Genomic DNA, 24967 nt, shown 5'->3' with positions numbered 1-24967 from the left:
CTCCCTCTCTAATGGTTTAATTTTTCATGTAACTCAATTAACTCTGTAATTAATTCACGGGCTAACATGGCATTCATTAAATGATCTTGTGCATGAACCAGAACTAAGCTAACTTTGATTCGTCCTTCACCCATATCACTTTCAATCAATTGAGTTTGCACTTTATGCGCCTCATTCAGCGAAGAGTGCGATTGTGCCATTAAACTTTTTGCCGTCACAAAATCACCTTCTTTCGCCTTTTTTAATGCGGTATAAGCCAAGCTTCTTGCTTGCCCTGCATTAATAATCAGCCCCATGACAACTTCTTCAAGTTCATCCATAGTCGCATCTTCTTGGATATCATTAAGTTCAAACATACTTTTATCTCTATTTTGATGGGAGGAGCAAGCTCCCCCTTATTTTAAAACTTAAGTGCGTTAGCAATATCTTCTTCACTCTCTTCTTCATCGATTGTGTTTTGTGCTTTATTAGAAATCACAACGAACGGAAGATAAACGAGTACAGCCACACCAAGGTTAAATAATGCAAGTAGTAAGGCAGCGATACTACCATTAGTATTGAAGAATGCAGCCAGCCCCGTCGGCATTGTCCATGGTGCGATATTCGTCACTGGTGGGATAATCCCTAAATAATAAGCCGCGACCATTATTCCTGCCAATAAAGGCTGAATAAGAATAAATGGAATAAACATAACCGGGTTCATAATGATCGGTAGACCAAAAATAATCGGCTCATTAATTTGGAAAATACCTGCCGGTAATGCTAATTTCGCAACCTGACGATGGTCGGCACGACGCGATGCGATAAAAATAGCGATAATTAATCCTAATGTAGCGCCCGTTCCACCTAAGAATACATAGGAGTCAAGCATCGGTTTTGCCCACATATGGAAGGATTTACCCGCAGCAATCGCAGCATCAACTGAACCATACTCTGCATATAAAGACACGTTTTCTAATGCCCACGGTGTCATTATACCGCTGTCTAATGCGGTTAATGCGAGAGAACCATGGATACCAAAGAACCATAATAGAGAGGTAAATACAACATATGCCCAGCCAACAACATTCCCCATAGAAGCAAGTGGTGTGGATACTGTGTCCATAATGATTTGATGGAAATTACTACTAATACCGCTTAGCGCCCACGACACAATTCCCATAATTGATAAGATGATAAAACCAGGAATAAGTGCAGAGAATGAACGAGATACGGATGGTGGTACGCTATCTGGTAATCTAATCACCCAATTACGGCGAACAATAAAAGTGAACATTTCAGCAACGACTAACCCTAGAATGATCCCTGAAATGATATTAGCCCCACCGAGCCAATTAGCACCAACGGCATAAGCGCCATTGACGTCATATGGTGTGACTGTCATAAAAGAAGCAACAGCTAATAAACCAGCAGCAAGTGGATCAACCTTACGTTCTTCCGCCAGTGCCATCGCAATAAAAAAAGGTGCCATTAAGGACATAATTCCCAATGTCCCGTTATAAACGTTTCCGCCAATGGCTTTAAAACCATTTAGTGTTTCTATCGTTGAAAGCTCTAGTCTAACCCCCAAAGAATAGAAAAATGACCCTGTATCAAAACTCAGAAAAACATTATTAATTAACACAAACATTGCCCCAACTAAGGTCAGAGGCATAATTCGAATAAAACCATTCTTTATTGCATTAACATGAGGTTGCTTTCCCAATCTAACAGCGAATGGAAGGAGTACCTTTTCAAGCGAAGTGATAAAAAGACTCATAAAAATACCCTCAATTTTTTGAGTATGCTCCATTCTTAACTAATTACGTTATGTTAATAACGTTAATGTTGATGGAGTTATTATGTTGTAGAGGTTGTAAATAGCTTTTTGGTATTAGCTTGCAGTTTGTTTTTTTATAATTGCAACGGCAGCTTTTAGTACACCGAGCCCATCCACTTTTCCGTACAAAAGTGAATCAATAACTTCAACTGGCTTGTTAGGTAATAATTTTTGGATATCCGATAACATCCAAGCAATTTGCGGGCCGAGTAATATCACATCCGCATCTACACCTTTTTCTGAAGCTAAGCTTTCAGGGAAGGCCTCTATATTGACAGGTACATCGTATTTTTCTGCTTGCTGTCTCATTTTGTTAACTAGCAGTGAGGTAGACATTCCTGCAGAACAAAATAGATAAATATTTTTCTTATTCATTCCTTATCCTTTGATTCGTTCTATTTTTTATTACCGCTATAACTTATAAGTTTTCTTATAGACTTATCATCTAACCCAACCCTACACACTAAAGCAATTAATTATCTCTAGTTGAATTGAGTATACTGCCTTCCCAGCATTTTCGATAATTCAAACTAACCAACAATTGTCTCCCATTGACCAACAGCCATGACAATCCTCACATTTATATAAATATTTTGCGTCAATAAAAAAGTTATATTGATATCAAATAATGATAAGAAAAAAATTAAAGATGGGTAATACGGCGTTTTAATTGGTAATTTACAGCCTAAAAAGAAAAAGACCCACTTCAGTTGAAGTGGGTCTTCTTAAGAAAGAAAAAAGTACGAATTAGTTGCAAGAAGCAGATTTGTCGAACTTAATTGCACCTGTTGGGACTAATGCGGAATCAAACTGGCCATCTTCCATTGAAGGACGAATGGTATAATAACCTTCAATTTCAGCATAGACAGGTGTACCACCATCTACCCCAGTTTCTCCATACGCTTTTTCTAATTCAACACCAGAAACAGCGTATTGGCGACCACTATCGCACTCTTTGAAAACTGCTGCATCAGCCATATAGCGGTACTGCCCCACTTTTTTACTTGGCTTAACTTGGTCTAACGTATAATTCATCTGTGTTTCAATCGGGTTACCGTCTAAATCCAGCAAGGTCACTGATTGACCATCTGCTGATTGGGCAAAATAAGTACTTTCACCTTTAGGATTAGTTGCTCGTAGTTTATTATTTTCTATATCCCATTTACCAGTATCATGGAAAGCTGTATCACCATCTTTCGTTCCTAAGTAAACGAGCTGTTCAACATAACTACCATCTTGGTTAACTAACAATGTTGCCTCAATACCAGAGCAATCCGCGCAAGGTAAAACCCCTGTATAGACTTTATCGACTGGTGCTGCATCAATATTTTTTGTCGCACTCTGGCAGCCAGCTAACGTAATGCTTCCAACCGCCATTAAGACTAACATTAGTGATTTTTTCATTATAATTCCCTTAAAACCATGTGTTTTAACTTGTTAACCAATATAAACATCATAGCATTTCATCTAATAAAAATATGTCAAACATAAGAAAATTCGGACATTACTGATAAAATACGTTGTGTATTGATTTAGTGAATAAGAATTGTCTTTTTCCCTGCGCTGTGATTATAGTTATTAAAGTTACTGTGCTATTATCGTACTAAGCACATTTTTGCTTAGTACAACATGTTCAAGGCGGCAATAACCGCCACTAACACAGTGGTGAGGGAATATGTCTACAGATACTGAATATCAACCTATCAATTGTGATGATTACGAATATCTAGAAATCGCATGCCAACGTCAGCTAAAGTTGCAAATAATACTTAATGACGGCGTGAATATTGAGGGGAAGGCCAGTGATTTACTCCTACGAAAAAAAGTTGAGTACCTGATTGTTGAGACACATGATGGAACCAAGGAGTTAAGATTGGATTGCATAATTTCCTTCAGTCATCCTGAAATCGGCACAATTGTTGTCGACCACTCTCACTAATACTCACGATTTTGAGTCCTTCTATAGCCCCTTATGGTAATCACAGTCATAAGGGGCTTCTCATTAATTTAATACCTTAAATTCACCCTCTTTTTGCCAATCGATGGCAATGCCCAGAGACGCTTCATCAACCACCCCCTCAGGGGTAATAAAGCACCCTACTGCGGTAATTAGCTGGTCGTTATAATAAATTAATGGCACTCTTTCTCTCATCCATGGAGCTACGCCTAATTCTTGCCAGATCTTCTTACTGCTTCTGGAACGATGGCGTCCTACTATTTTCAATGTGCCTTGCAGCCCAAAACGGATTGTCACATTTTCATGCGAAAGTGGTGGCCGTATTTGCCCCTCTCCTTCCATAACTTGTAATACTCCTAAGGATTCAGGTAACTCAAAAACCTCAGGAAAAGCCCATTCAAACTGTTTATTTAATAGACTATTAATGCGCTTAACAACCCACAATGCGCCTTGATAACGACGAATTTCAAATTGCCCTAAGCGGCAAATAGGGTCTGCATCATGCCGAGCTAACGCGACTTCTTGCCAAATACGTTCCAATTGGTTAAATGGCGGCATTGGCAATTGGTGCAAACCAACCCAACGACGAATTAACGCATTACGTTTGGAAGATGAACACCCTTGCAAATCATCTATAAATAGGCCCCCTCGGTAATCCATCATACCTTCAAGGGTATCTTTTAATAACTCATCGAGTAATGATTCTTGCTCAGCACATAGCGCTGCACTGCGCGCGACAGCATGAGAAAAATGTGGCCAGCGCTCAGCCAAAGTTGGCATAATATGAAGACGTAAAAAATTTCTATCGTAACGGTCATCTTGGTTACTATCGTCCTCAACCCACGACAATTGTTGCTCTTGCATATAAGCTTCTAGCGCTATACGGGGTGTTGAAAGTAATGGGCGTAATAGCCATGTTGAACCGCAACACGCTGAAAAACTCAATAATTCAGGCATTGAAGACAACCCTGCTGGCCCACTACCACGCTTTAACGCTAACATGAAAGTTTCTGCTTGGTCATCAAGATGTTGAGCCGTAACTAATACCTCGCCTTCTTGTAATTCTTCTCGGTAAGCCTGATAACGAGCTTCTCGTGCTGCTGCTTCAATACCTTTTTGGCTTGAATCAACCACGACATGTCGGCAAATAAAAGGAATGTCCCATTGTGAACATAATTGAGCACAATGCTGCTCCCATTCGTTTGCTTTTCTATTCAAGCCATGATGAATATGAATAGCACGAATTTCTAGTGAAGGAAGCCGTTGTTGCCGAATAAGATAAAGTGCATGTAATAAAACCGTAGAGTCAATACCACCACTGAATCCCACTAGAATTTTTTGAATACCACTTATTTTATTAAGAACTTGTTCAACAATTACTTGCGAATGCTGCGCCATTTATTCGCCCTTCTTACGACTTCTGGCTTTGGCTTTTTGCGCCAACACACAGAACACCAGAAATAATTACCAGTAATACCCCAATTGCATACGCAATTTCAAAAACATCATTTAAGATTAACACTAACCAGAGTACCGATAATATGGGAGATAAAAATACCACAGAAGCTATTTTCGCTGAATGACCTGTATTCATCGCCTTAAACCACAAAATATAAGACACCCCATTGATTAAAATGCCATTAACCAATGTTGGCCAAAAAGCTGCTTTTGAAGGTAACTGCATTTCACTAAATAGTATCAGTAAGGCAAAAGAAGTTAGCGTTGAAAAAATAAATAACCACACAGTACTAATATAGGGGTCTATCGAATATTGGCGAGAAAAAACTGACATTAGTGCAAAGCAAAATGCACCACTAAAAACCAGTAATAACGCTGTTGGGTTTTCAACATGTAGCTGTGTAATTTGCCCTTTAGTAAAAGTAATAACCACCGCAATAAAACCAACTATGATGCCAATTATTTGTCTTCCAGCTAATTTATCTTTTAGCAATACTACTGATAACAAGATAATAACTAATGGCCAGCTATATTGAATGACCAATACGGCGATACCATTTTCAATGGAATATCCGTAATACAGTAACAAGTAGAATAAACAATCAAGAAAACCAAGAACAAAGACTTTGATTAGTACATCTCTTGGCAAGATAAACAGTTTTGTCAGCCGATACCCAGAAGCAAGTGCAACAATAATTACAGATATCGCTGAAATTAAGTTTGACCAAAAAAGGAATTGGAAGCTATCCATACCTTCTTGCCCAAAACGAGAGACAATAGGAATAAAGCTCCATATCAATACGCAAGTAAAAGCATATAGCAAATAATTATATTGTCGCACCCTAGTTCCTATCTATTATTATTTTCAGCAGATGAATAATTTAAATCAAAACACTCTGTTATCATTAAAAATGACTAGCTTAAAAATAAAAAAACGGGAGCTGGCAAAAAGCAAACTCCCGTTTTTATTAACGATTAGCGGTTAATAATTAGCAATAACCATAGTCCATCAGACGCTGATAGCGGCGGTTTTTCAACGCTTCGGCATCTAATGCATCTAATTCGTTTAAGTCCTCATTCAGGCGTGCTTTTAGCTGTTCCGCAATTTCATCATAATTACGATGTGCACCGCCTAATGGCTCAGGAATAACATTATCAATTAATTTCAGTTCTTTAAGACGTGGAGCCGTAATCCCCATCGCCTCTGCTGCTAGTGGTGCTTTATCTGCACTTTTCCATAGAATAGAAGCACAGCCTTCTGGTGAAATAACAGAATAAGTACTGTATTGCAGCATATTGACTTTATCACCAACACCGATGGCAAGAGCACCGCCAGAGCCACCTTCACCAATAACAGTACAAATGACTGGGACAGATAAACGTGACATTTCACGTAAATTACGTGCGATAGCCTCTGACTGACCACGCTCTTCAGCACCAACGCCCGGATAAGCCCCAGGAGTATCAATAAAGGTAATAATAGGCAAGTTAAAACGCTCAGCCAGTTCCATCAGACGCAATGCCTTACGGTAACCTTCTGGGGCTGGCATACCAAAATTACGACGGATTTTTTCTTTTGTCTCACGCCCTTTCTGATGCCCAATAATCATAACTGGGCGACCATCTAAACGCGCCATTCCACCCACAATGGCTTTATCATCTGCATAAGCACGATCACCTGCTAATTCTTGGAAATCAGTAAAAATGCGAGAAATATAATCCAATGTATATGGACGACGTGGATGACGAGCGAGTTTAGCGATTTGCCAAGCTCCTAGATCAGAGAAAATTTTACGTGTCAGTTCAACACTTTTTTCACGTAAACGAGCAACCTCTTCATCTAGGTTGACTTCTAAGTTGTTATCTTGACGGCTAACCGCTGTTAGAGAATCAATTTTCGCCTCTAATTCCGCGATTGGCTGTTCAAAATCAAGAAAATCCAGACTCATAATATTCCTATTTTAGTCAAATTCTAATTCTACCTGCTCACTACCCAGCAGAGTTCGAAGATCGTTCAGAAGGGGATCCACTGGCGTCACACGCCAAACAACACCAAATTTAAGCTTGGCTCTGGCATCATCCTTCTGGTAATACAGATGAACCGGGATCGTTCCTGAACGATGAGGTTCAAGAGTACTGCGAAGCCGGTTCAGCAATTGATCGTTAATTTGTTTATCTGACAGTGAAATTGCAAGCCCTCGTGCATATTTCTCCCTTGCTTCACTAATATCCATTAACTCACGCACTGTCATTTTATTACCACCATTGAAATCATCAAAGCTGACCTGACCGGTGGCTATCAGGATATTGTCTTTTTCCAACATATGTTGGTATTTATCGAGTGCATCTGAAAATAACATAATATCCAGACGACCGGAACGATCATCAAGCGTACAAATACCTATTCTATTTCCACGCTTGGTTGTAATGACTTTAGCTGAAAGTACTAAACCTACCACAGTTGTCACTTGACCACGAGGGGTGGGGTTCACATCTTTTAATCTAAGCCCATTAGTATAGCGCTCTATTTCGCTCAAGTATCGCGTTATTGGATGCCCTGTTAAATATAAACCAAGCGTTTCGCGTTCACCATCCAATACCACCTGCTCTGGCCATTTAGGCACACTGGCGTATGAACTTTCAACTTGTTCAGGTGCTTCCGCTAATACACCAAACATATCTGCTTGGCCTATTGCCTCTGCTTTAGCGTGTTGGTCAGCCGCTTTTAATGCATCTTCAAGGGAAGACATCAATGCCGCACGGTGAGGGCCTAATCGGTCAAATGCCCCTGCCATGATAAGCTTTTCCATCACACGACGATTAATTTTTTTAATATCGACTCGCGCACAAAGGTCAAAAATCTCTTTAAATATCCCGCCTTGTTGACGCGCTTCAACAATCGCCTCAATCGGGCCTTCACCGACCCCTTTAATTGCACCAATACCGTAAACTATCTCACCTTCATCATTCACATGGAAGTGATAAAGCCCACTATTGATATCTGGTGGCAATACTTTTAAGCCCATTCGCCAACATTCATCAACTAAACCGACCACTTTTTCCGTGTTGTCCATATCAGCGGTCATTACAGCAGCCATAAATTCAGCGGGATAGTGAGCTTTTAACCATAATGTTTGATAAGAAACTAAAGCATAAGCTGCTGAGTGCGATTTATTAAACCCATAACCGGCAAATTTCTCTACCAAGTCAAAGATTTTCATTGATAACTCGCCATCTACCCCGTTTTTGATTGCTCCTTCTTCAAAAACAGAACGCTGCTTCGCCATTTCTTCAGGTTTCTTTTTCCCCATCGCACGACGCAGCATATCTGCACCGCCAAGCGTGTAACCGGCTAAAACCTGAGCAATTTGCATAACCTGTTCTTGGTATAAAATAATACCATATGTGGGCTCTAGAACAGGTTTTAATGATTCATGTTGCCATTGTACATCTGGATACGAAATTTCTTCACGACCATGCTTACGGTCAATAAAGTTATCTACCATGCCTGATTGTAATGGCCCGGGGCGGAATAATGCTACCAGAGCGATCATATCCTCAAAGCAGTCGGGACGTAATCGCTTAATTAAGTCCTTCATTCCACGGGATTCCAACTGGAATACTGCCGTGGTTTCTGAGCGCTGCAGCATATCAAAGCTTTTTTGATCGTGCAGCGGAATCGCCGCAATATCAACCGGCTCTAAGTTTTTCTTAGCACGGCGCGCGTTGATCATTTCCAACGCCCAGTTAATGATCGTCAACGTCCGTAAGCCGAGGAAGTCAAACTTCACTAGCCCTGCATATTCGACATCGTTTTTATCGAATTGCGTGACGGGGTTATTACCTTCCGCATCACAATACAGTGGCGCAAAGTCAGTAATTTTAGTTGGAGCGATAACCACCCCACCCGCATGTTTACCGGCATTTCGAGTGACCCCTTCGAGCTTACGCGCCATATCGATAAGCGCTTTAACCTCTTCATCAGCTTCATAAATTTCAGGGAGCTGTGGCTCTGCTTCGAATGCTTTTTCTAGTGTCATACCGGGATCTGGCGGCACTAATTTAGAAATTCTATCAACAAAGCCATATGGGTGCCCAAGTACACGCCCCACGTCGCGGATAACCGCTTTTGCCGCCATCGTACCAAAGGTAATGATTTGTGAAACGGCATCACGCCCATACATTTGGGCTACGTGATCAATGACTTGGTCGCGTTTTTCCATGCAGAAATCGACGTCAAAGTCAGGCATCGAAACACGCTCAGGGTTCAAGAAACGCTCAAATAGTAAATCGAACTCCAACGGGTCAAGGTCAGTAATTTTGAGTGCGTAGGCAACAAGGGAACCTGCCCCCGAACCTCGTCCAGGCCCAACGGGTACGCCGTTATCCTTCGACCATTGGATAAACTCCATAACTATCAAGAAGTAGCCAGGGAAACCCATTTGGTTGATTACGTTGAGTTCGATATCTAAACGTTCATCATACTCAGGACGTCTTTCTGCCCTGATTTTTTCATCAGGAAACAGAAATTCTAAACGCTCTTCGAGCCCTTCTTTAGAGCGCATAACTAAAAAGTCTTCTGTTTTCATATCCCCTGTTGGGAATTGAGGTAAGAAGTATTCACCTAAACGGATCGTCACATTACAACGCTTAGCAATCTCTACACTGTTTTCTAGCGCTTCAGGGATGTCAGCAAACAGCTCACACATCTCTTCTTCGGAACGTAAATATTGCTGAGGGCTATAATTTTTAGGCCTTTTTGGATCTGCTAATGTAAAACCATCATGGATAGCAACACGTATTTCATGAGCGTCAAAATCACTACTTTCAATGAAACAAACATCATTCGTTGCAACGACAGGTAGGCCTTTTTTAGTCGCTAACTCGACAGCCGCATGTAGATAACTTTCTTCATCAGGCCGGCCTGTTCTGACTAACTCTAAATAGTAGCTATCTGGGAAATGAGTTTCATAGAATGCAAGGCACTCATCCACTAAGGATTGGTTTCCCCTTAATAGAAATTGCCCGACATCCCCTTTACGGCCACCGGACAGTAGAATCAAGCCGTCTTTGTGCTTGGCCAACCATTCACGTTTTATCGTTGGCCCAACCGCACCATAGCCCTTTTGGTATGCTTCAGAAATTAGTAAGGTAAGGTTTTGATAGCCTTCATTATTACGTGCTAAAACAGTTAGGTGAGATATTTCATCACCTAATAATTCACTTTCCACATAAAAATCAGCGCCAATAATGGGTTTGATCCCTGCACCATGCGCTGCACCATAAAACCGGACTAACCCGCAAAGGTTAGTAAAATCGGTGATCGCGAATGCAGGCATACCCATTGAAGCCACTTTTTTAACCAGTGGCCCTGTTTTGGCTAGCCCATCAATCATGGAATAGTCACTGTGAACACGTAAATGAATAAAACGAGGTGATGCCATCGACCTAATACCTACTTATTGCTGTCTAAAGCTCTTCTCACAGGAGCAAAGCTTTTACGATGGAATTCGGTTGCACCATACTGCGCCAATTTTTCTAAATGATACGCGGTTGGGTAGCCTTTATGCTTCGCAAAACCATATTCAGGAAAAGCTTTGTCCAACTCAACCATTTCCCTATCCCTAATCACTTTAGCTAAAATGGATGCTGCGCTAATTTCTTGTACTAGGCTGTCGCCCTTAATTACTGCTTGTGAAGGCATTGGCAATTCAGGACAACGGTTACCATCAATTAAAACATACTCAGGAATAATGGATAAACCGGCAACAGCGCGCTGCATAGCTAACATAGTTGCATGTAATATATTTATATTATCAATTTCTTCTGGTTCTGCGCGACCAATACACCAACACAATGCTTTTTCTTGAATTTCATCAAATAATTTCTCACGTTTTTTTTCGGTGAGTTTTTTTGAGTCTGCCAACCCTATAATAGGGTTATTGGGATCAAGAATCACCGCTGCTGTCACTACAGCTCCGACTAATGGGCCTCGACCCACTTCGTCAACACCCGCGATTAAATTTGCTTTTGGATAGATAAATTCCATTAATTTTTGACCATATCTAATACAGCTTCAGCAGCTTGTTTATCTGCGTCACAACGAATAAGCTGATGTAATTGTAAAAAAGTTTCTTTCAGGTTTTCAACCCGCTCGCCACCCTCTAGGAGTGGAAGCAACTGCTGTGCGAGTTTATCAGGCTGGCAATCCTCTTGTAGTAACTCTTTGACAATCTCTTTTCCTGCTAACAAATTAGGCAAAGAAACATACGGCGTTTTCACTAACCGTTTTGCCAACCAGAAGGTGAAAGGTTTCATACGATACCCCACCACCATTGGGCATTTTGTTAGCATACATTCAAGTGCTGCCGTTCCTGATGCTAGTAAAGTCGCATCTGCTGCAATCATTGCATCACGAGCTTGGCCATCTAAAGTATGAATTTGCAGTTCAGGCGTAGTATTTTGCTTTATCTCATGAAACTGCTGGCGGCGTTTTTCATTCACCAACGGCACCACAATATGTAAATCCGGGATATTACGCTGTAATATTTTCGCTGTATTAAGAAAATCTGCGCTTAGCATTTCGACTTCTGAATGACGACTTCCTGGCAGTAAGGCTAAACATTTAACATGCTCAGGAATATTCAGTCGATGTCGAGCGGCTTGTTTATCAGGGTGTAATGGAATGGCATCCGCCATTGTGTGCCCGATAAAACGGCAAGGAACATTAAAACGATCGTAAAAGGCTTTTTCAAAAGGTAAGAAAGCTAATACTAAATTCGTTGAACGACCGATTTTAAATACCCGTTTTTGACGCCATGCCCAAACTGATGGGCTAACATAATGAATGGTTTTAATCCCTTTCGATTTTAAGCGCCCCTCAAGGGTAATATTAAAATCAGGGGCATCAATTCCAACAAAAACATCTGGCTGTAATTCGATAAAACGCTGGGTTAGATCCTTACGGATGGATAATAACCGAGGTAGGCGGCCGAGGACTTCAACGATACCCATGACGGCAAGCTCTTCCATTTCATACCAAGCTTCACAACCTTCAGCTTGCATTAAAGGGCCAGCAACACCAACAAAGCGAGCATCTGGTATTTGCTCTTTAAGTGCACGGATAAGCCCCGCACCGAGAATATCACCAGATGTTTCTCCGGCAACAAGGCCAATAGTAAGTGGGCGGCTATTATTCACCGAAATTCGCTCCTTATTAAAGGCCTCGATTCATTAATACTAGATTAACGAATAATACCACGTTTAGACTGCGCTGAATCCTCTAAGAAATCACTAAACACTTTAACGTGTTCATTCGCTTTTGCCGCTTCTGCGATTTCTTCACGAGCTTCTTCTAACGATTTACCTGAACGATATAACACCTTGTATGCATTACGAATAGCATGTAGTGATTCTTTTTCAAAACCACGGCGTTTTAGACCTTCAAGATTTAAACCAAATGGTGTCGCGTGGTTACCTTGTGCAATGACATAAGGCGGCACATCTTGTGCAACACCAGAGCAGCCACCAACCATAACATGAGCACCAATTTTACAAAACTGGTGAACTGCGGTCATCCCACCAATAATGGCATAATCACCAAGTGTTACATGACCACCTAGAGTACCGTTATTTGCAATAATACAACGGTTTCCAATGATACAATCATGAGCAATATGCACATTCACCATCAGTAAGTTATCATTGCCCACTTTTGTCAGGCCAACATCTTGAACAGTACCACGGTGAATGGTTACGCTTTCACGAATACGGTTTCTGTCCCCGATTTCAACTCGCGTTGGTTCGCCTTGGTATTTAAGATCTTGATTAATCTCACCAATGGAAGCGAACTGGAAAATCACATTGTCACGACCAATTTTTGTATGGCCATTAACGACAACATGAGATTTCAGTTCAGTGCCTTCACCAATTTCAACATTCGCGCCAATATAACAAAAAGGGCCAATATGAACATTGGCACCGATGATAGCTCCATCTTCTACGATAGAGGATGGATGAATATAGGCTGTTTTATCAATCATATCAGACCTCACGACGACGGGCGCACATCATTTCTGCTTCGCAGGCCACTTCTCCATCAACTTTAGCAACACCTTTAAAACGTGCAACTCCGCGACGTTCTTTGATAAATTCTACTTCTAAGACCATTTGGTCTCCTGGTAGAACGGGACGTTTAAAACGCGCATTGTCTATCGCTGCAAAATAGTACAACTCACCCGGCTCTAATTTTCCAACGCTTTTAAACGCAAGAATTCCTGTCGCTTGCGCCATGGCTTCTAAAATCAATACACCAGGGAAAATAGGTTTACTTGGGAAGTGTCCTTGGAAAAATGGCTCGTTAAATGACACATTTTTCACTGCACGTAATGATTTGCCTTTTTCAAAATCCAATACACGGTCAACCAGAAGGAATGGGTAACGGTGCGGAAGCAGTTCTAAGATTTCTTCTATATTCAGAGTATGATTATCACTCATCGAAATACTCTTCCTGTCTATTAATACGGTTTAATTAATGAATCGGCCTGCTTTAACCTTAAATTAGGTTAACTGGCAGGCCGGAAAACGTAACTCAGATAACTATTTTAGCCTGAATTACAAAATGATTACTGTTTTTTTTGATTTTGGCTATCTAATTCACGCTCAACATGTTTCAGTCGCTTATTTATCTCATTGATATTTAAGACTAAAGCAGCTGTTTTACGCCAAGTTTTATTAGGCTGTAAAGGAATCCCTGAAGAATATACTCCTGGTTCAGTGATAGGTCTCATGACCATCCCCATTCCTGTTACTGTGACCTTATCGCAAATTTCCATATGGCCGTTGATGACACTGGCACCACCAATCATACAGTAACGGCCGATTTTTAAACTACCAGCCATGATAACACCACCAGCAACTGCGGTATTATCACCAATTATGACATTGTGTGCAATTTGGCACTGGTTATCGATAATAACCCCATTGCCAATTACTGTGTTATCTAAAGCACCTCGGTCAATGGTTGTACTCGCACCGATCTCAACACGATCGCCGATGATCACTGTGCCTAATTGAGGAATTTTGATCCAATTACCACGATCATTCGCATAGCCGAAACCATCAGAGCCAATGACTGTGCCAGATTGAACTAAACAGTGTTCGCCAATCTCAACATTGTGGTATACGCTGACATTCGCCCACAAACGGGTTCCTGTACCAATACGCGTATTTTTGCCCACAAAACAACCTGCGCCAATCACCACATTATCGCCAAGCTCAACACCACTTTCGATAACGGCATTTGCGCCAATTGCGACATTCTTACCAAGTTTTGCATCATCAGCAATTACCGCTGATGCATGGATATCTTCAGCTGGGCTTGGCGTTGTATCCATAATTTGAGCCATGCGTGCATAAGCAAGGTATGGGTTATCCACTACCAGAGCAGCCACTTTGCATGCTTCAAGATCTTTTGCTGTGAGAACCACCGCTGCAGCTTGGCAATCTGCCAATTTGTCACTATAACGGCTGTCAGATAGAAAAGTAATCTGTTGATTATTCGCTGAATGCATTGGAGCAATACCGGTGATGGTAATATCACCATCACCGTGTAATTGCGCATTCAACTGCTGAGCAAGGTCAGCCAATCGAATTGAAGACATCTATTATTTAACCTGTTTTTGAACCTGACTTGTAATGTCAACGCTATCTTTTGCATAAGCAACTGCATTTGCATCGATAACGACATCATAGCCTTCTTTAGCTGCAACAGCCTTAATAGAGTTCTGAATACGAGTTAAAATTTTAGTACGCTCTTCGCCTTGGCGACGGCGGTTGTCTTCTTCAAATTTTTGAGCTTTTTCAGCGAATTGATCACGTTTAGTCATGAGTTCAGATTCAAGCTTTTCGCGCTCACTTTGTTTCATTGTTGCACCATCACGACGCAATTTTTCAACACGAGTTTGCAAATCTTTTTCTAGATTTTGTAACTCAGTCGCACGACTTTTGAATTCACTTTCAAGCTGTTTAGCAACGGCTTCACGCGCTGGCATATTTTGGAAAATTTCACCAACATTGACGATAGCGATTTTCTCAGCATAAGCCCCCGCAGACATTGCTAAAGCAATACTCACACCCGCTGCACACAACAATTTTTTCACACTAAACTCCTTAACCCATACGTATGGCTGGAAATTTTGGTTGCTCCCACAAAAACATGGGAGCCTTCATAGATAGAAACTGGAATAGATTACCACGTTCTACCAATATTAAATTGGAACTGTTCTGATTTATCCCCTTCGTAGTCCTTAATCGGCTGCGCATAAGAGAAGACCAGTGGTCCAAGTGGAGACATCCATTGTAAAGCCACACCCGCAGAAGCTCGGATATTGCTTGCCTTACCATAGTCAGGCATACCTTCGCGCCAAGCCGCAGGAATACTGTTCCAATTAGTGTCCCATACCGTACCTGCATCAACAAAGAGAGAGGTACGAACGGAGTTCGAATACTTTTCGTCAATAAATGGAGTCGGAGTGATTAACTCAAATGATGCCGCGTACATCGCATTACCACCGACCGCATCACTTGATGGGCTTCCAGGCTCTGGGCCATCTTTTCCATTAATTTTCTTCAAATAAACCGCTTTTGGACCGATATTATTCGAACGGAAACCACGAATAGTGCTTGAACCACCCGCATAGAAGTTTTCATAGAATGGCATTTGCTTACTGCCAATACCATCACCATAACCTGCTTGTGCACGCCCCAGAACTACCCAAGTTTCGTCTTCGTCCAGTGGATAATACTGCGCTGTATCAAAGCGTAGTTTATAGTATTCGTTATCAGAACCAGGAATTGTCACTTTACCCGATACGTTCGTTTTATTACCCGATGTCGGGAAGAAACCACGGTTTAACGAGTTATAAGTCCAACCTAAGTTAAGTGTGAAGTCATCCGCATCAAAGCTTTCTTTATTACGTCCGTTCTCTGTAACTGGTGGATTTTTACCCATAGAATCAAGGTAATCCCACATGGCAGCTTGAGCACGCATATCCGAAAGTCGGTTATGAACATAACCCGCACCGACGCGGAAAGAGTTATTTTCATTAAATGGGAAGCTTAAGAAACTGTCTAGGCCATACGTTTTGTTGTTATAGCCTGATAGATCCGCATCTTTCGCACTAAAGTCGTTATAGAAAATACGGCCGCCTAAGCTCACACCATTAACGGTGAAGTACGGGTCAGTAAATGAGAATTCAACGTTAGTTGAGTAGTCATTTTTACTTGCGTTAATACCAACTGCGTTACCTGTACCTAACCAGTTATCTTGTGTAACCCCAACTTGGAAGCTCACACCACTTTCAGTACCAAAACCGATACCAAAGTTCATTGAACCAGTATTACGCTCTTTAACCTTGTAGATAACATCTACTTGGTCAGGGCTACCAGGTACACGTTGAGTCTCTACATCAACAGTTTCGAAATAACCTGTACGATTCAGACGTTCTTTACCTAGTTCAACTAAATCATTTCCGAGCCATGCACCTTCCATTTGGCGCATTTCACGACGTAAAACAGTATCTTTACTGGTGTCATTGCCTTGGAAACGAATCTCACGCACATAGAAACGGTTACCTGCATCAATATTTAAGTGCAATTTAACTGTTTTATCTGCATCGTTGATTTCAGGTTGTGTCATTACTCGAGGATATGCATAACCATAGCGGCCAAACATATCTTTGATTTTGTTTTCCATACTTGTCACTTGAGCACCGTTATATAATTCTCCCGGTGTAATAGTGATAAGCTCTTGGATTTCAGTTAAATGATCAGCCGTATTACCATTAACTTCGACACCCGATATTTTATATTGGTCGCCTTCAGTAATGTTAATAGTAATATAAATACCTTTTTTGTCTGGGGTCAGACTGACTTGCGTGGAGTCTATATTAAAACGCGCATAACCACGATCAAGATAAAAACTGCGCAGAGTTTCTAAGTCACCCGCCAGTTTTTGCTTCTGATATTTCTGGTCAGCAGCGAGGTTCCACCAAGGAACATCATCACGCAATTGCAGCTTATTAACTAATTCTGCTGTAGTGTAATTTTTATTACCTACAATATTAATTTGCTGAATTTGAGCTGAAACACCTTCAGAGAAAACAAATTTTAAATCCACACGGTTACGTGGCAAAGGCGTTACAACAGCTTTTACTGTTGCATTATATTTACCAACGCTATAGTAAAAGTCTTCTAAACCTTTTTCGATATTTGCAATTGTCGTGCGGTCGAGTGCCTCACCAACGCGGATATTTGAAGCTTCCAAGTTCTGCTTGAGCATATCATCTTTAACAGACTTATTGCCTGTAAAGGTGATACTTGCAATCGTTGGCCGCTCTTTAACTTGAACGATCAGCGTGTTTCCATCACGCAGGACCCTAACATCTTCGAAGTTACCGGTTGAAAATAGGGAACGAATCGAACGGCTGATATCATCGTTATCAACTGAATCGCCAACCCTAACTGGCATGTTCAATAATGCTGCACCAACGGCGACGCGTTGTAGACCTTCGAAACGAATGTCTTTAACTACGAATCCGTCTGAACCGTATGCAGTGGCGCTGCCGAAAAGCAGCGACGCTATGAGCAACTTTTTCATCGCCATCGTTGTTATGCGTATTCCTTACTGGTCCCCAGCTTACAAAAATTAGAAGCGAGAGAAATCATTAAAAAGTGCAAGTCCCATTAACAGAATCAATGCCATTGCACCTATCCGAAAACTAAAGTCTTGTACTCGCTCAGACACCGGACTTCCTTTAATTTTTTCAATTAATAAGAAGAGCAAGTGCCCCCCATCTAAAACAGGCAATGGAAACAGATTGATGATACCTAAATTGACGCTAATAAGCGCAATAAACATCAAATAATATACCAAGCCTGACTCGGCGGATACCCCCGCACCTTTAGCGATAGATATCGGACCGCTTAAGTTATTGAGTTTGACATCCCCAACAACCAGTTTACCCATCATATTGACCGTCAACTTCATTAACTGCCACGTCTTATCACTGGCTTGGTAAAACGCAGAAAATGGCCCATATTGTTGCACCATCTTATATTCATCTGCTAACGGTAACACTGAAAGTTCTACGCCTGCAAACCCAATTTTCTCCCCACGCGGCCCATCTTGGCTGTCAGGGGTCAACGTGAGTGAAATCAATTGCTGCGACCGTTGCACTTCAAGTTTTAACGGGACGCCCGGGTTATTACGAATAATTCGTGTAACGGGATCCCACAGGCCCAGAACTTCCCCGTTAACACTCACTATTCTGTCGCCTTTCTGCAAACCGGCTCGTTCACCAGCTAACCCTTGCGTTACTTTTTGGATAACAGGGTCAATTCTTGCAGAGACAGGCATTATGCCTACTGACAAAATTGGATCTTGTTTCTCTGGATCAAACTGCCAAGTGGTTAAATCAACCGTTTTAGTAATCGGTTCATTATAACCACTGGGTAATACTTGTGCTGTCAGTTCACGGTCACCGATTTTACCGACCAATGCTAAACGAACTGAATTCCAATCAGGAGTTTCGATACCATCAATAGATTTTAGTTCCATTTTTGGTTCAAAATTTGCAATTGCCGCAATAGAGCCTGGCTTTACGTCTTCAATGACAGGTTTCACAGAAGGAACACCAATCATAAAGACTATCCAATAGACAACAATTGCTAATAAAAAGTTCGCGATTGGCCCTGCACCAATAATGGCAGCTCGTTGACCGACAGTTTTATTGTTAAACGCTTGATGGCGACGTTCAGGAGAAACGCTACCAACTCGCTCATCAAGCATTTTGACATACCCCCCTAAGGGGATTATCGCCAAAACAAATTCGGTACCATTCTTATCGACTTTGCGCCATAAGGTTTTGCCGAACCCTATAGAAAAGCGCTCAACATAAACACCACAGCGGCGAGCAACCCAGTAATGGCCGAACTCGTGTACTGTAATTAGCACACCTATTGCGATAATAAAGGCAACTAAACTCCAAATAAATCCCATGTATCTTCCTAAAGACCAAAACCGTTAAAAATTAACAAATTTAGCCCAGCAAAAACTGGGATTGCCGCTGTTAGGCTATCAATACGATCCAAGATACCGCCATGCCCTGGAATTAAATGACTACTATCTTTAATACCTGATTGGCGCTTAAACATACTCTCAGTTAAATCACCAAACACAGATACTACAACAACAATAATTGAAGTCACTAGCAAATAATCAGGCATCACGGGGATTGGCGCAAAGGCGCTAAATAACCATGAAATAATCCCAGCAGTTATAAGGCCACCCACCAAGCCTTCCCATGTTTTACCAGGAGATACCTTCGGTGCCATTTTGTTGCGCCCGATAGTACGACCAAATGCATAGGCGCCTGAATCAGCCCCCCAAACTAGCAACATGACATACAATAACCACCAAGCTCCAAAGAATGTATCGCTTTGATAACCAACGGTTCTTAAAACCATCATTCCACAATAAAATGGGATAATCGTTAACACGCCAAATAATAAGCGAATAACAACTGATTTGCCCCAAGAAGCGGAGGCGGGATAGGTAACAACTAAAATAATCGCTATCCCCCACCAAATAAGGCCAGCCCATAAACCATACAAAATCATAGGCTCAGAGGAGAACTGATTTATATCGGAAATAGAAAATTGCATTGCAAGTAATATTGCAGCAAAAACAACCGCTAAGCCTATGCGCTTAGCTTGAGAGTGCCAGCCGACAAATTGTGCCCATTCCCAAGCACCTAAAGCACAAACCGCAATCACGACAAGCCCAAAATTCGCTGGGGAAAGTAAAAACAGCGCCGCAATAACAATCGGTATTAAAATTATCGCAGTAAGCAAACGATATTTCAGCACATCTTTCCCCTATTCTTTGCCCAGTTCATCATCTGATTCAGCTCCACCATAACGGCGCTCACGCTTACTAAAAGCATCAACTGCACTCTGAAACACCATTTCATCAAAATCTGGCCACAAAACGTTGGTGAAATAAAATTCCGCATATGCGACTTGCCATAATAGGAAGTTGCTTATGCGATGCTCTCCCCCAGTTCTTATGACTAAATCGACATTTTCTTGGTCATGCATACAAATATGGTTATCGATACTTTCTTCATTGATATCATCAATAGAAAGCTCACCACTTTGTACCTTTGCAAATACTTGTTTTACACTGTTACTAATATCCCAGCGGCCACCATAGTTCGCTGCAATATTCAGTTTTAGCCCAGTGTTGTTTTGCGTTAATGCTTCTGCCTTATCAATTCTTTTTCTGAGGCGTTCACTAAAACGACTAATATCACCAATGACTTTTAGTTTTACATTGTTTTTATGTAGGTTCTTAACTTCATTATCAAGAGCAAAAACAAATAGTTCCATGAGAGAACTGACTTCTTTCTCTGGCCTTCTCCAGTTTTCACTGCTAAAAGCATACAATGTGAGCGAACTAATTTTATTTTTTACCGCAAAGCGCACAGAATTACGGACAGATTCAACGCCTGCCTTATGACCTGTAATTCTGAGCTTCCCTCTTTGTTTAGCCCATCGACCATTACCATCCATAATGATAGCAACATGCTTAGGCATCATTGAATCAGAGAGATTTTCACCACTAGAGTTCATTAAATATTAATCCTTGTGAGTACCACTTTGAGTATACAGACCAATAATAACTACTATTATTGAATTTGCTGATAAGACACATCCTTAAATCTCTAAGAGGTACTATGTTATTTTTCTTTTTTTAAACACATCACATATTAAAGAGTTATTATGGCTATCAGCAACTAAATAAAACACATACCAGCGTTAAATTGTCTGAGCGATTATTTTTTCTGCATTTTTACGCGCTCGTTCGTCGATTTCTAAGACCTCTTCAATCGAAACAGGTTCAGAAAAAACTTGGCTATCTAATACATTGCGATTAATTTTTGCTATATCCGTAAAGCGTATTTTGCCTTCGAGAAAAGCAGCAACTGTCATTTCATTCGCTCCATTAAGTGCCGTCGTAGCGGCTTGCCCTTGGTGGCAGGCATCGATTGCAAGCTTCAAGCAAGGATAGCGTTGATAGTCAGGCTGAACAAATGTTAATGATGAAAGTGTTGCAAAATCAAGAGGTTTCGCACCAGACATGATACGCTGAGGATAAGCCATACTGTATGAAATTGGAGTGCGCATATCAGGTGTGCCCAGTTGTGCTATCACGCTGCCATCTTTATACCGAACCATGGAATGAATAACAGATTGAGGATGGATAATCACTTCCATTTGCTCGGCGCTCGCATTAAAAAAATAGCAAGCCTCGATATATTCTAGCCCCTTATTCATCATTGTCGCTGAATCGACTGATATTTTTCGCCCCATCGACCAATTTGGGTGGTTACATGCTTCATCAGGGGTCACATTATCAAGATGCGATAACGGTGTATCCCTAAATGGCCCACCTGATCCGGTTAAAACAATACTTGAGATACCGGAAGCTGATAAATCGGCAAAACCTAAATTCAGTTGAATAATTTCAGGTAAACTCTGGAAGATAGCATTGTGCTCGCTATCAATAGGAAATACTGTTGCATTGTGCTTACGAATCTCATTAAAGAATAAACGGCCACTAGTAATTAAAGACTCTTTATTCGCTAATAATATTCTTTTACCTTTGCGTATTGCCGCTAAAGTAGGAAGTAAACCGGCAACCCCAGTAATGGCTGACATAACTTGGTCAGCATCATCCAGACCAGCAAGGTCAATTGCAGCTTGTTTTCCTGACAAAACTTCAGTTTTACAATTATTCTCAGTTAAAATAGTTTTTAGCGCTTTTGCTGACGATTCATCCGCCATTGAGGCATATTTCGGATTAAACTCAAGGCACTGTTTCGCCATTTCAGTGACATTCTTTCCTGCCACTAGAGCAACGATTTGAAATTTTTCGGGATTTTGGCGAACAACAGAAAGTGTATTTGTACCAATTGAGCCTGTAGAACCTAGGATTGTCAGACATTTCATAGTGATTGAGTACTCTGTATTAATTCAATACTGAGATTATATCAGCTTAGAGGTTAGAAAGGATTTTTTAATAAGCTTGAAAAATAATAAAGCCACGCTAACGCACACTTTTACAGTTTGCATTGGTGGCTTTATTATTATGATGGATTAAAATTCCATCAACTCTGCTTCTTTTTGCGCTAATGCTTCATCAACTTTTTTGATGTAGCTATCAGTCAGCTTTTGGATATCATCTTGTGAACGACGCTCGTCATCTTCACTGATTTCTTTATCTTTCAGTAATGCTTTCACTTTGTCGTTAGCATCACGGCGAACGTTACGGACTGCGATACGGCCTTGCTCTGCATCACCACGAACCACTTTAATTAAGTCTTTACGACGCTCTTCCGTTAATGGAGGAAGTGGAACACGGATAACAGTACCCGCTGATGATGGGTTTAAGCCTAAATCAGATGCCATGATTGCTTTTTCAATCGCAGGTGACATGCTACGGTCAAAAACAGAAATAGCTAATGTGCGTGAATCTTCAACAGTGACGTTAGCTAATTGGCGCAAAGGTGTCGCTGAACCATAGTACTCAACAGTGATACCGTCTAATAGGCTTGGAGATGCACGGCCTGTGCGAACTTTACTAATTTGGCTTTTGAATGCTTCAAGGCTCTTTTCCATACGGTCTTGAGCATCTTTTTGGATTTCGTTAATCACGTTTTCAACCCTTAAGAACTGGTTATTAAAGGCCGCATGCGACCTCGCTTAAATTGTCTGAATTTATATTAGATAATACATTTAAACTCAGGTCATGTCTCTGAGTATTAATTGTGAGAAATCAGAGTTCCTTCATTTTCGCCCATAACAACGCGACGTAAAGCGCCCGGTTTATTCATATTGAATACGCGAATCGGTAAGTTATGGTCACGTGCTAATGTGAATGCCGCTAAATCCATCACTTTAAGTTCACGTTCCAAAACCTCTTGGTAACTCAGATTTTCATAAAGGACTGCGTCTGGGTCTTTAGCAGGGTCTGCTGAATACACACCATCAACTTTTGTCGCTTTTAACACGACATCCGCTTCAATTTCAATACCACGTAGGCATGCAGCGGAGTCTGTTGTAAAGAATGGGTTGCCTGTTCCTGCAGAAAAAATAACAACACGGCCGTGACGTAACAAGCTAATGGCCTCTGCCCAGCTATAGTTATCACAGACACCGTTAAGTGGGATCGCAGACATCAGTCTTGCATTCACATAGGCGCGATGTAATGCATCACGCATTGCGAGTCCGTTCATCACAGTTGCTAGCATCCCCATGTGGTCTCCGACAACACGGTTCATTCCAGCTTGTGCCAAACCAGCACCACGAAACAGGTTACCACCGCCAATAACCACACCGACCTGTATACCCAGTTCTATGAGTTCTTTAATTTCCTGAGCCATACGATCTAAAACGCTAGCATCGATACCAAAACCTTCTGCCCCTTGTAAGGCTTCGCCACTTAATTTAAGCAGAATACGCTGATAAACGGGTTTTGCATTGGTTGCCATGGTGTTCTGTCCTAACAGATATTTATTGGGGTAACACACGTAGAATTACAGTGTTCTACGTACCTAAATTTTGAATTAGTTTAAATATAATTTTTTTATACACAAGAATTCTAGCGCAATGCCTATGACGCTAACACCGCAGGGAATATACGTATATAAAACAGAGCCGCCAATTGGCGGCCCTTAGTTGATTACTTGCTCATTGCAGCAACTTCTGCTGCAAAGTCAGTTTCAACTTTCTCGATACCTTCACCTACTTCGAAACGAAGGAAACCAGAAACAGTAGCACCTTTCTCTTTCAGTAAGTCACCAACAGATTTGCTTGGGTCCATTACGAAAGGCTGGCCAGTCAGAGAGATTTCGCCAGTGAATTTGTTCATGCGACCGATAACCATTTTTTCAGCGATTTCGCGTGGTTTGCCAGATTGCATTGCGATGTCTAACTGGATTTGGTGCTCATGAGCAACAACATCAGCAGGAACATCATCTGGAGTCACATATTCAGGTTTGCTTGCAGCGATATGCATAGCGATGTGTTTCAGTAATTCTTCGTCAGCGCCTTCAGCCGCAACTAAAACACCAATACGAGCACCGTGCAGGTAGCTACCTACTTGTGCGCCTTCCAGGATAGCAACACGACGAATATTGATGTTTTCACCAATTTTCGCAACTAATGTTGTACGAGCTTCTTCGAATTTTGCTTTCAGCGCATCGATGTCAGCATTTTTGTCAGCAACAACAGAAGCCAAAACTTCTTTACCGAATGCTAAGAAGCCTGCGTCTTTAGCAACGAAGTCAGTTTCACAGTTCAGCTCAACCAGAGCACCTGTTTTACCACCGTTGAAAACTTCAGTCAGGATAACACCTTCAGCTGCAACGCGACCTGCTTTTTTAGCCGCTTTTGCTTGACCTGATTTACGCATGTTATCAATCGCTAATTCGATGTCGCCATTAGCTTCAACGAGTGCTTTTTTACATTCCATCATACCTGCGCCAGTACGTTCGCGCAGTTCTTTTACCAATGCAGCGGTAATTCCAGACATGTGATTTATTCCTCGATATTCCCCGTGGGAGTCTTCCCCACGTGGATAGTTCTGATTCATATATAAAAGGGGCCTA

At 41.4% G+C, this 24967-nt stretch carries 23 protein-coding genes; 1 reads left to right on the top strand and 22 read right to left on the bottom strand.

Annotated elements, in window-relative coordinates:
- Positions 1–8 precede the first annotated feature (8 nt).
- The 4 genes from chbA to PR834_RS18780 all read right to left on the bottom strand — a co-directional run bounded on the left by chbA (position 9) and on the right by PR834_RS18780 (position 3223).
- Positions 9–356 (bottom strand): PTS N,N'-diacetylchitobiose transporter subunit IIA, encoded by a 348-nt coding sequence (gene chbA, locus PR834_RS18795; RefSeq protein ID WP_004257393.1) that lies wholly within the window; start codon positions 354–356, stop codon positions 9–11.
- 44 nt (positions 357–400) lie between these two features.
- Positions 401–1759: a PTS N,N'-diacetylchitobiose transporter subunit IIC gene (gene chbC, locus PR834_RS18790; protein WP_196732513.1), complete on the bottom strand. Its 1359-nt coding sequence runs from the start codon at positions 1757–1759 to the stop codon at positions 401–403.
- A 114-nt stretch (positions 1760–1873) separates the two neighbouring features.
- Positions 1874–2194, bottom strand: a complete 321-nt coding sequence (locus PR834_RS18785) for a PTS sugar transporter subunit IIB (RefSeq protein ID WP_094961145.1) — start codon at positions 2192–2194, stop codon at positions 1874–1876.
- 372 nt (positions 2195–2566) lie between these two features.
- Positions 2567–3223, bottom strand: coding sequence for a copper resistance protein NlpE N-terminal domain-containing protein (locus PR834_RS18780; protein ID WP_094961144.1), 657 nt, complete (start codon positions 3221–3223; stop codon positions 2567–2569).
- 271 nt (positions 3224–3494) lie between these two features.
- Here PR834_RS18780 and rof point away from each other — a divergent pair, with 271 nt between their 5' ends.
- Entirely contained in the window at positions 3495–3758 is a 264-nt protein-coding gene (rof, locus tag PR834_RS18775) for a Rho-binding antiterminator (protein WP_004257417.1), read from the top strand.
- Between the two features lie 63 nt (positions 3759–3821).
- Here the strand turns inward: rof and tilS are convergent, their stop codons facing one another.
- The 18 genes from tilS to tsf all read right to left on the bottom strand — a co-directional run bounded on the left by tilS (position 3822) and on the right by tsf (position 24891).
- Entirely contained in the window at positions 3822–5174 is a 1353-nt protein-coding gene (gene tilS / locus PR834_RS18770; RefSeq protein ID WP_112307290.1) for a tRNA lysidine(34) synthetase TilS, read from the bottom strand.
- 13 nt (positions 5175–5187) lie between these two features.
- Entirely contained in the window at positions 5188–6075 is an 888-nt protein-coding gene (locus PR834_RS18765) for a DMT family transporter (protein ID WP_272536858.1), read from the bottom strand.
- Between the two features lie 148 nt (positions 6076–6223).
- Complete coding sequence (gene accA, locus PR834_RS18760; protein ID WP_004257429.1) at positions 6224–7183, bottom strand: acetyl-CoA carboxylase carboxyl transferase subunit alpha; 960 nt, start codon at positions 7181–7183, stop codon at positions 6224–6226.
- A gap of 12 nt (positions 7184–7195) precedes the next feature.
- On the bottom strand, positions 7196–10678 hold the full coding sequence (gene dnaE / locus PR834_RS18755; protein ID WP_036957990.1) for a DNA polymerase III subunit alpha: 3483 nt from the start codon (positions 10676–10678) through the stop codon (positions 7196–7198).
- An 11-nt stretch (positions 10679–10689) separates the two neighbouring features.
- Complete coding sequence (rnhB, locus tag PR834_RS18750) at positions 10690–11283, bottom strand: ribonuclease HII (RefSeq protein WP_004257437.1); 594 nt, start codon at positions 11281–11283, stop codon at positions 10690–10692.
- On the bottom strand, positions 11283–12434 hold the full coding sequence (gene lpxB / locus PR834_RS18745) for a lipid-A-disaccharide synthase (protein WP_272536857.1): 1152 nt from the start codon (positions 12432–12434) through the stop codon (positions 11283–11285). Before lpxB ends, rnhB begins: the two co-directional genes overlap by 1 nt.
- 44 nt (positions 12435–12478) lie before the next feature.
- On the bottom strand, positions 12479–13276 hold the full coding sequence (gene lpxA, locus PR834_RS18740) for an acyl-ACP--UDP-N-acetylglucosamine O-acyltransferase (protein ID WP_004257444.1): 798 nt from the start codon (positions 13274–13276) through the stop codon (positions 12479–12481).
- Between the two features lies 1 nt (position 13277).
- The gene (gene fabZ, locus PR834_RS18735; RefSeq protein WP_004257450.1) at positions 13278–13730 is read right to left on the bottom strand and encodes a 3-hydroxyacyl-ACP dehydratase FabZ; all 453 of its coding nucleotides are present in this window, start codon (positions 13728–13730) and stop codon (positions 13278–13280) included.
- A 128-nt stretch (positions 13731–13858) separates the two neighbouring features.
- Positions 13859–14896, bottom strand: a complete 1038-nt coding sequence (gene lpxD, locus PR834_RS18730) for a UDP-3-O-(3-hydroxymyristoyl)glucosamine N-acyltransferase (RefSeq protein ID WP_004257454.1) — start codon at positions 14894–14896, stop codon at positions 13859–13861.
- Between the two features lie 3 nt (positions 14897–14899).
- Entirely contained in the window at positions 14900–15394 is a 495-nt protein-coding gene (gene skp, locus PR834_RS18725) for a molecular chaperone Skp (RefSeq protein WP_036957991.1), read from the bottom strand.
- Positions 15395–15483: 89 nt separating this feature from the next.
- Entirely contained in the window at positions 15484–17898 is a 2415-nt protein-coding gene (gene bamA, locus PR834_RS18720; protein ID WP_004257462.1) for an outer membrane protein assembly factor BamA, read from the bottom strand.
- A gap of 42 nt (positions 17899–17940) precedes the next feature.
- Positions 17941–19293: a sigma E protease regulator RseP gene (gene rseP, locus PR834_RS18715; RefSeq protein WP_004257481.1), complete on the bottom strand. Its 1353-nt coding sequence runs from the start codon at positions 19291–19293 to the stop codon at positions 17941–17943.
- Between the two features lie 8 nt (positions 19294–19301).
- Positions 19302–20162, bottom strand: coding sequence for a phosphatidate cytidylyltransferase (gene cdsA / locus PR834_RS18710; protein ID WP_094961137.1), 861 nt, complete (start codon positions 20160–20162; stop codon positions 19302–19304).
- Between the two features lie 9 nt (positions 20163–20171).
- Positions 20172–20927, bottom strand: coding sequence for a polyprenyl diphosphate synthase (uppS, locus tag PR834_RS18705; protein ID WP_004257489.1), 756 nt, complete (start codon positions 20925–20927; stop codon positions 20172–20174).
- A gap of 186 nt (positions 20928–21113) precedes the next feature.
- Complete coding sequence (ispC, locus tag PR834_RS18700; protein WP_004257491.1) at positions 21114–22307, bottom strand: 1-deoxy-D-xylulose-5-phosphate reductoisomerase; 1194 nt, start codon at positions 22305–22307, stop codon at positions 21114–21116.
- A gap of 147 nt (positions 22308–22454) precedes the next feature.
- A complete protein-coding gene (gene frr, locus PR834_RS18695; protein ID WP_004257496.1) occupies positions 22455–23012 on the bottom strand; it encodes a ribosome recycling factor in 558 nt (185 codons plus the stop codon).
- A 107-nt stretch (positions 23013–23119) separates the two neighbouring features.
- A complete protein-coding gene (gene pyrH / locus PR834_RS18690) occupies positions 23120–23848 on the bottom strand; it encodes a UMP kinase (RefSeq protein WP_004257499.1) in 729 nt (242 codons plus the stop codon).
- Positions 23849–24039: 191 nt separating this feature from the next.
- Complete coding sequence (tsf, locus tag PR834_RS18685) at positions 24040–24891, bottom strand: translation elongation factor Ts (RefSeq protein WP_004908761.1); 852 nt, start codon at positions 24889–24891, stop codon at positions 24040–24042.
- Positions 24892–24967 lie beyond the last annotated feature (76 nt).

This window comes from Providencia sp. PROV182 (assembly GCF_028480325.1).
Lineage (GTDB): Bacteria > Pseudomonadota > Gammaproteobacteria > Enterobacterales > Enterobacteriaceae > Providencia > Providencia hangzhouensis.
This window is presented reverse-complemented; position numbering and strand designations above follow the sequence as displayed.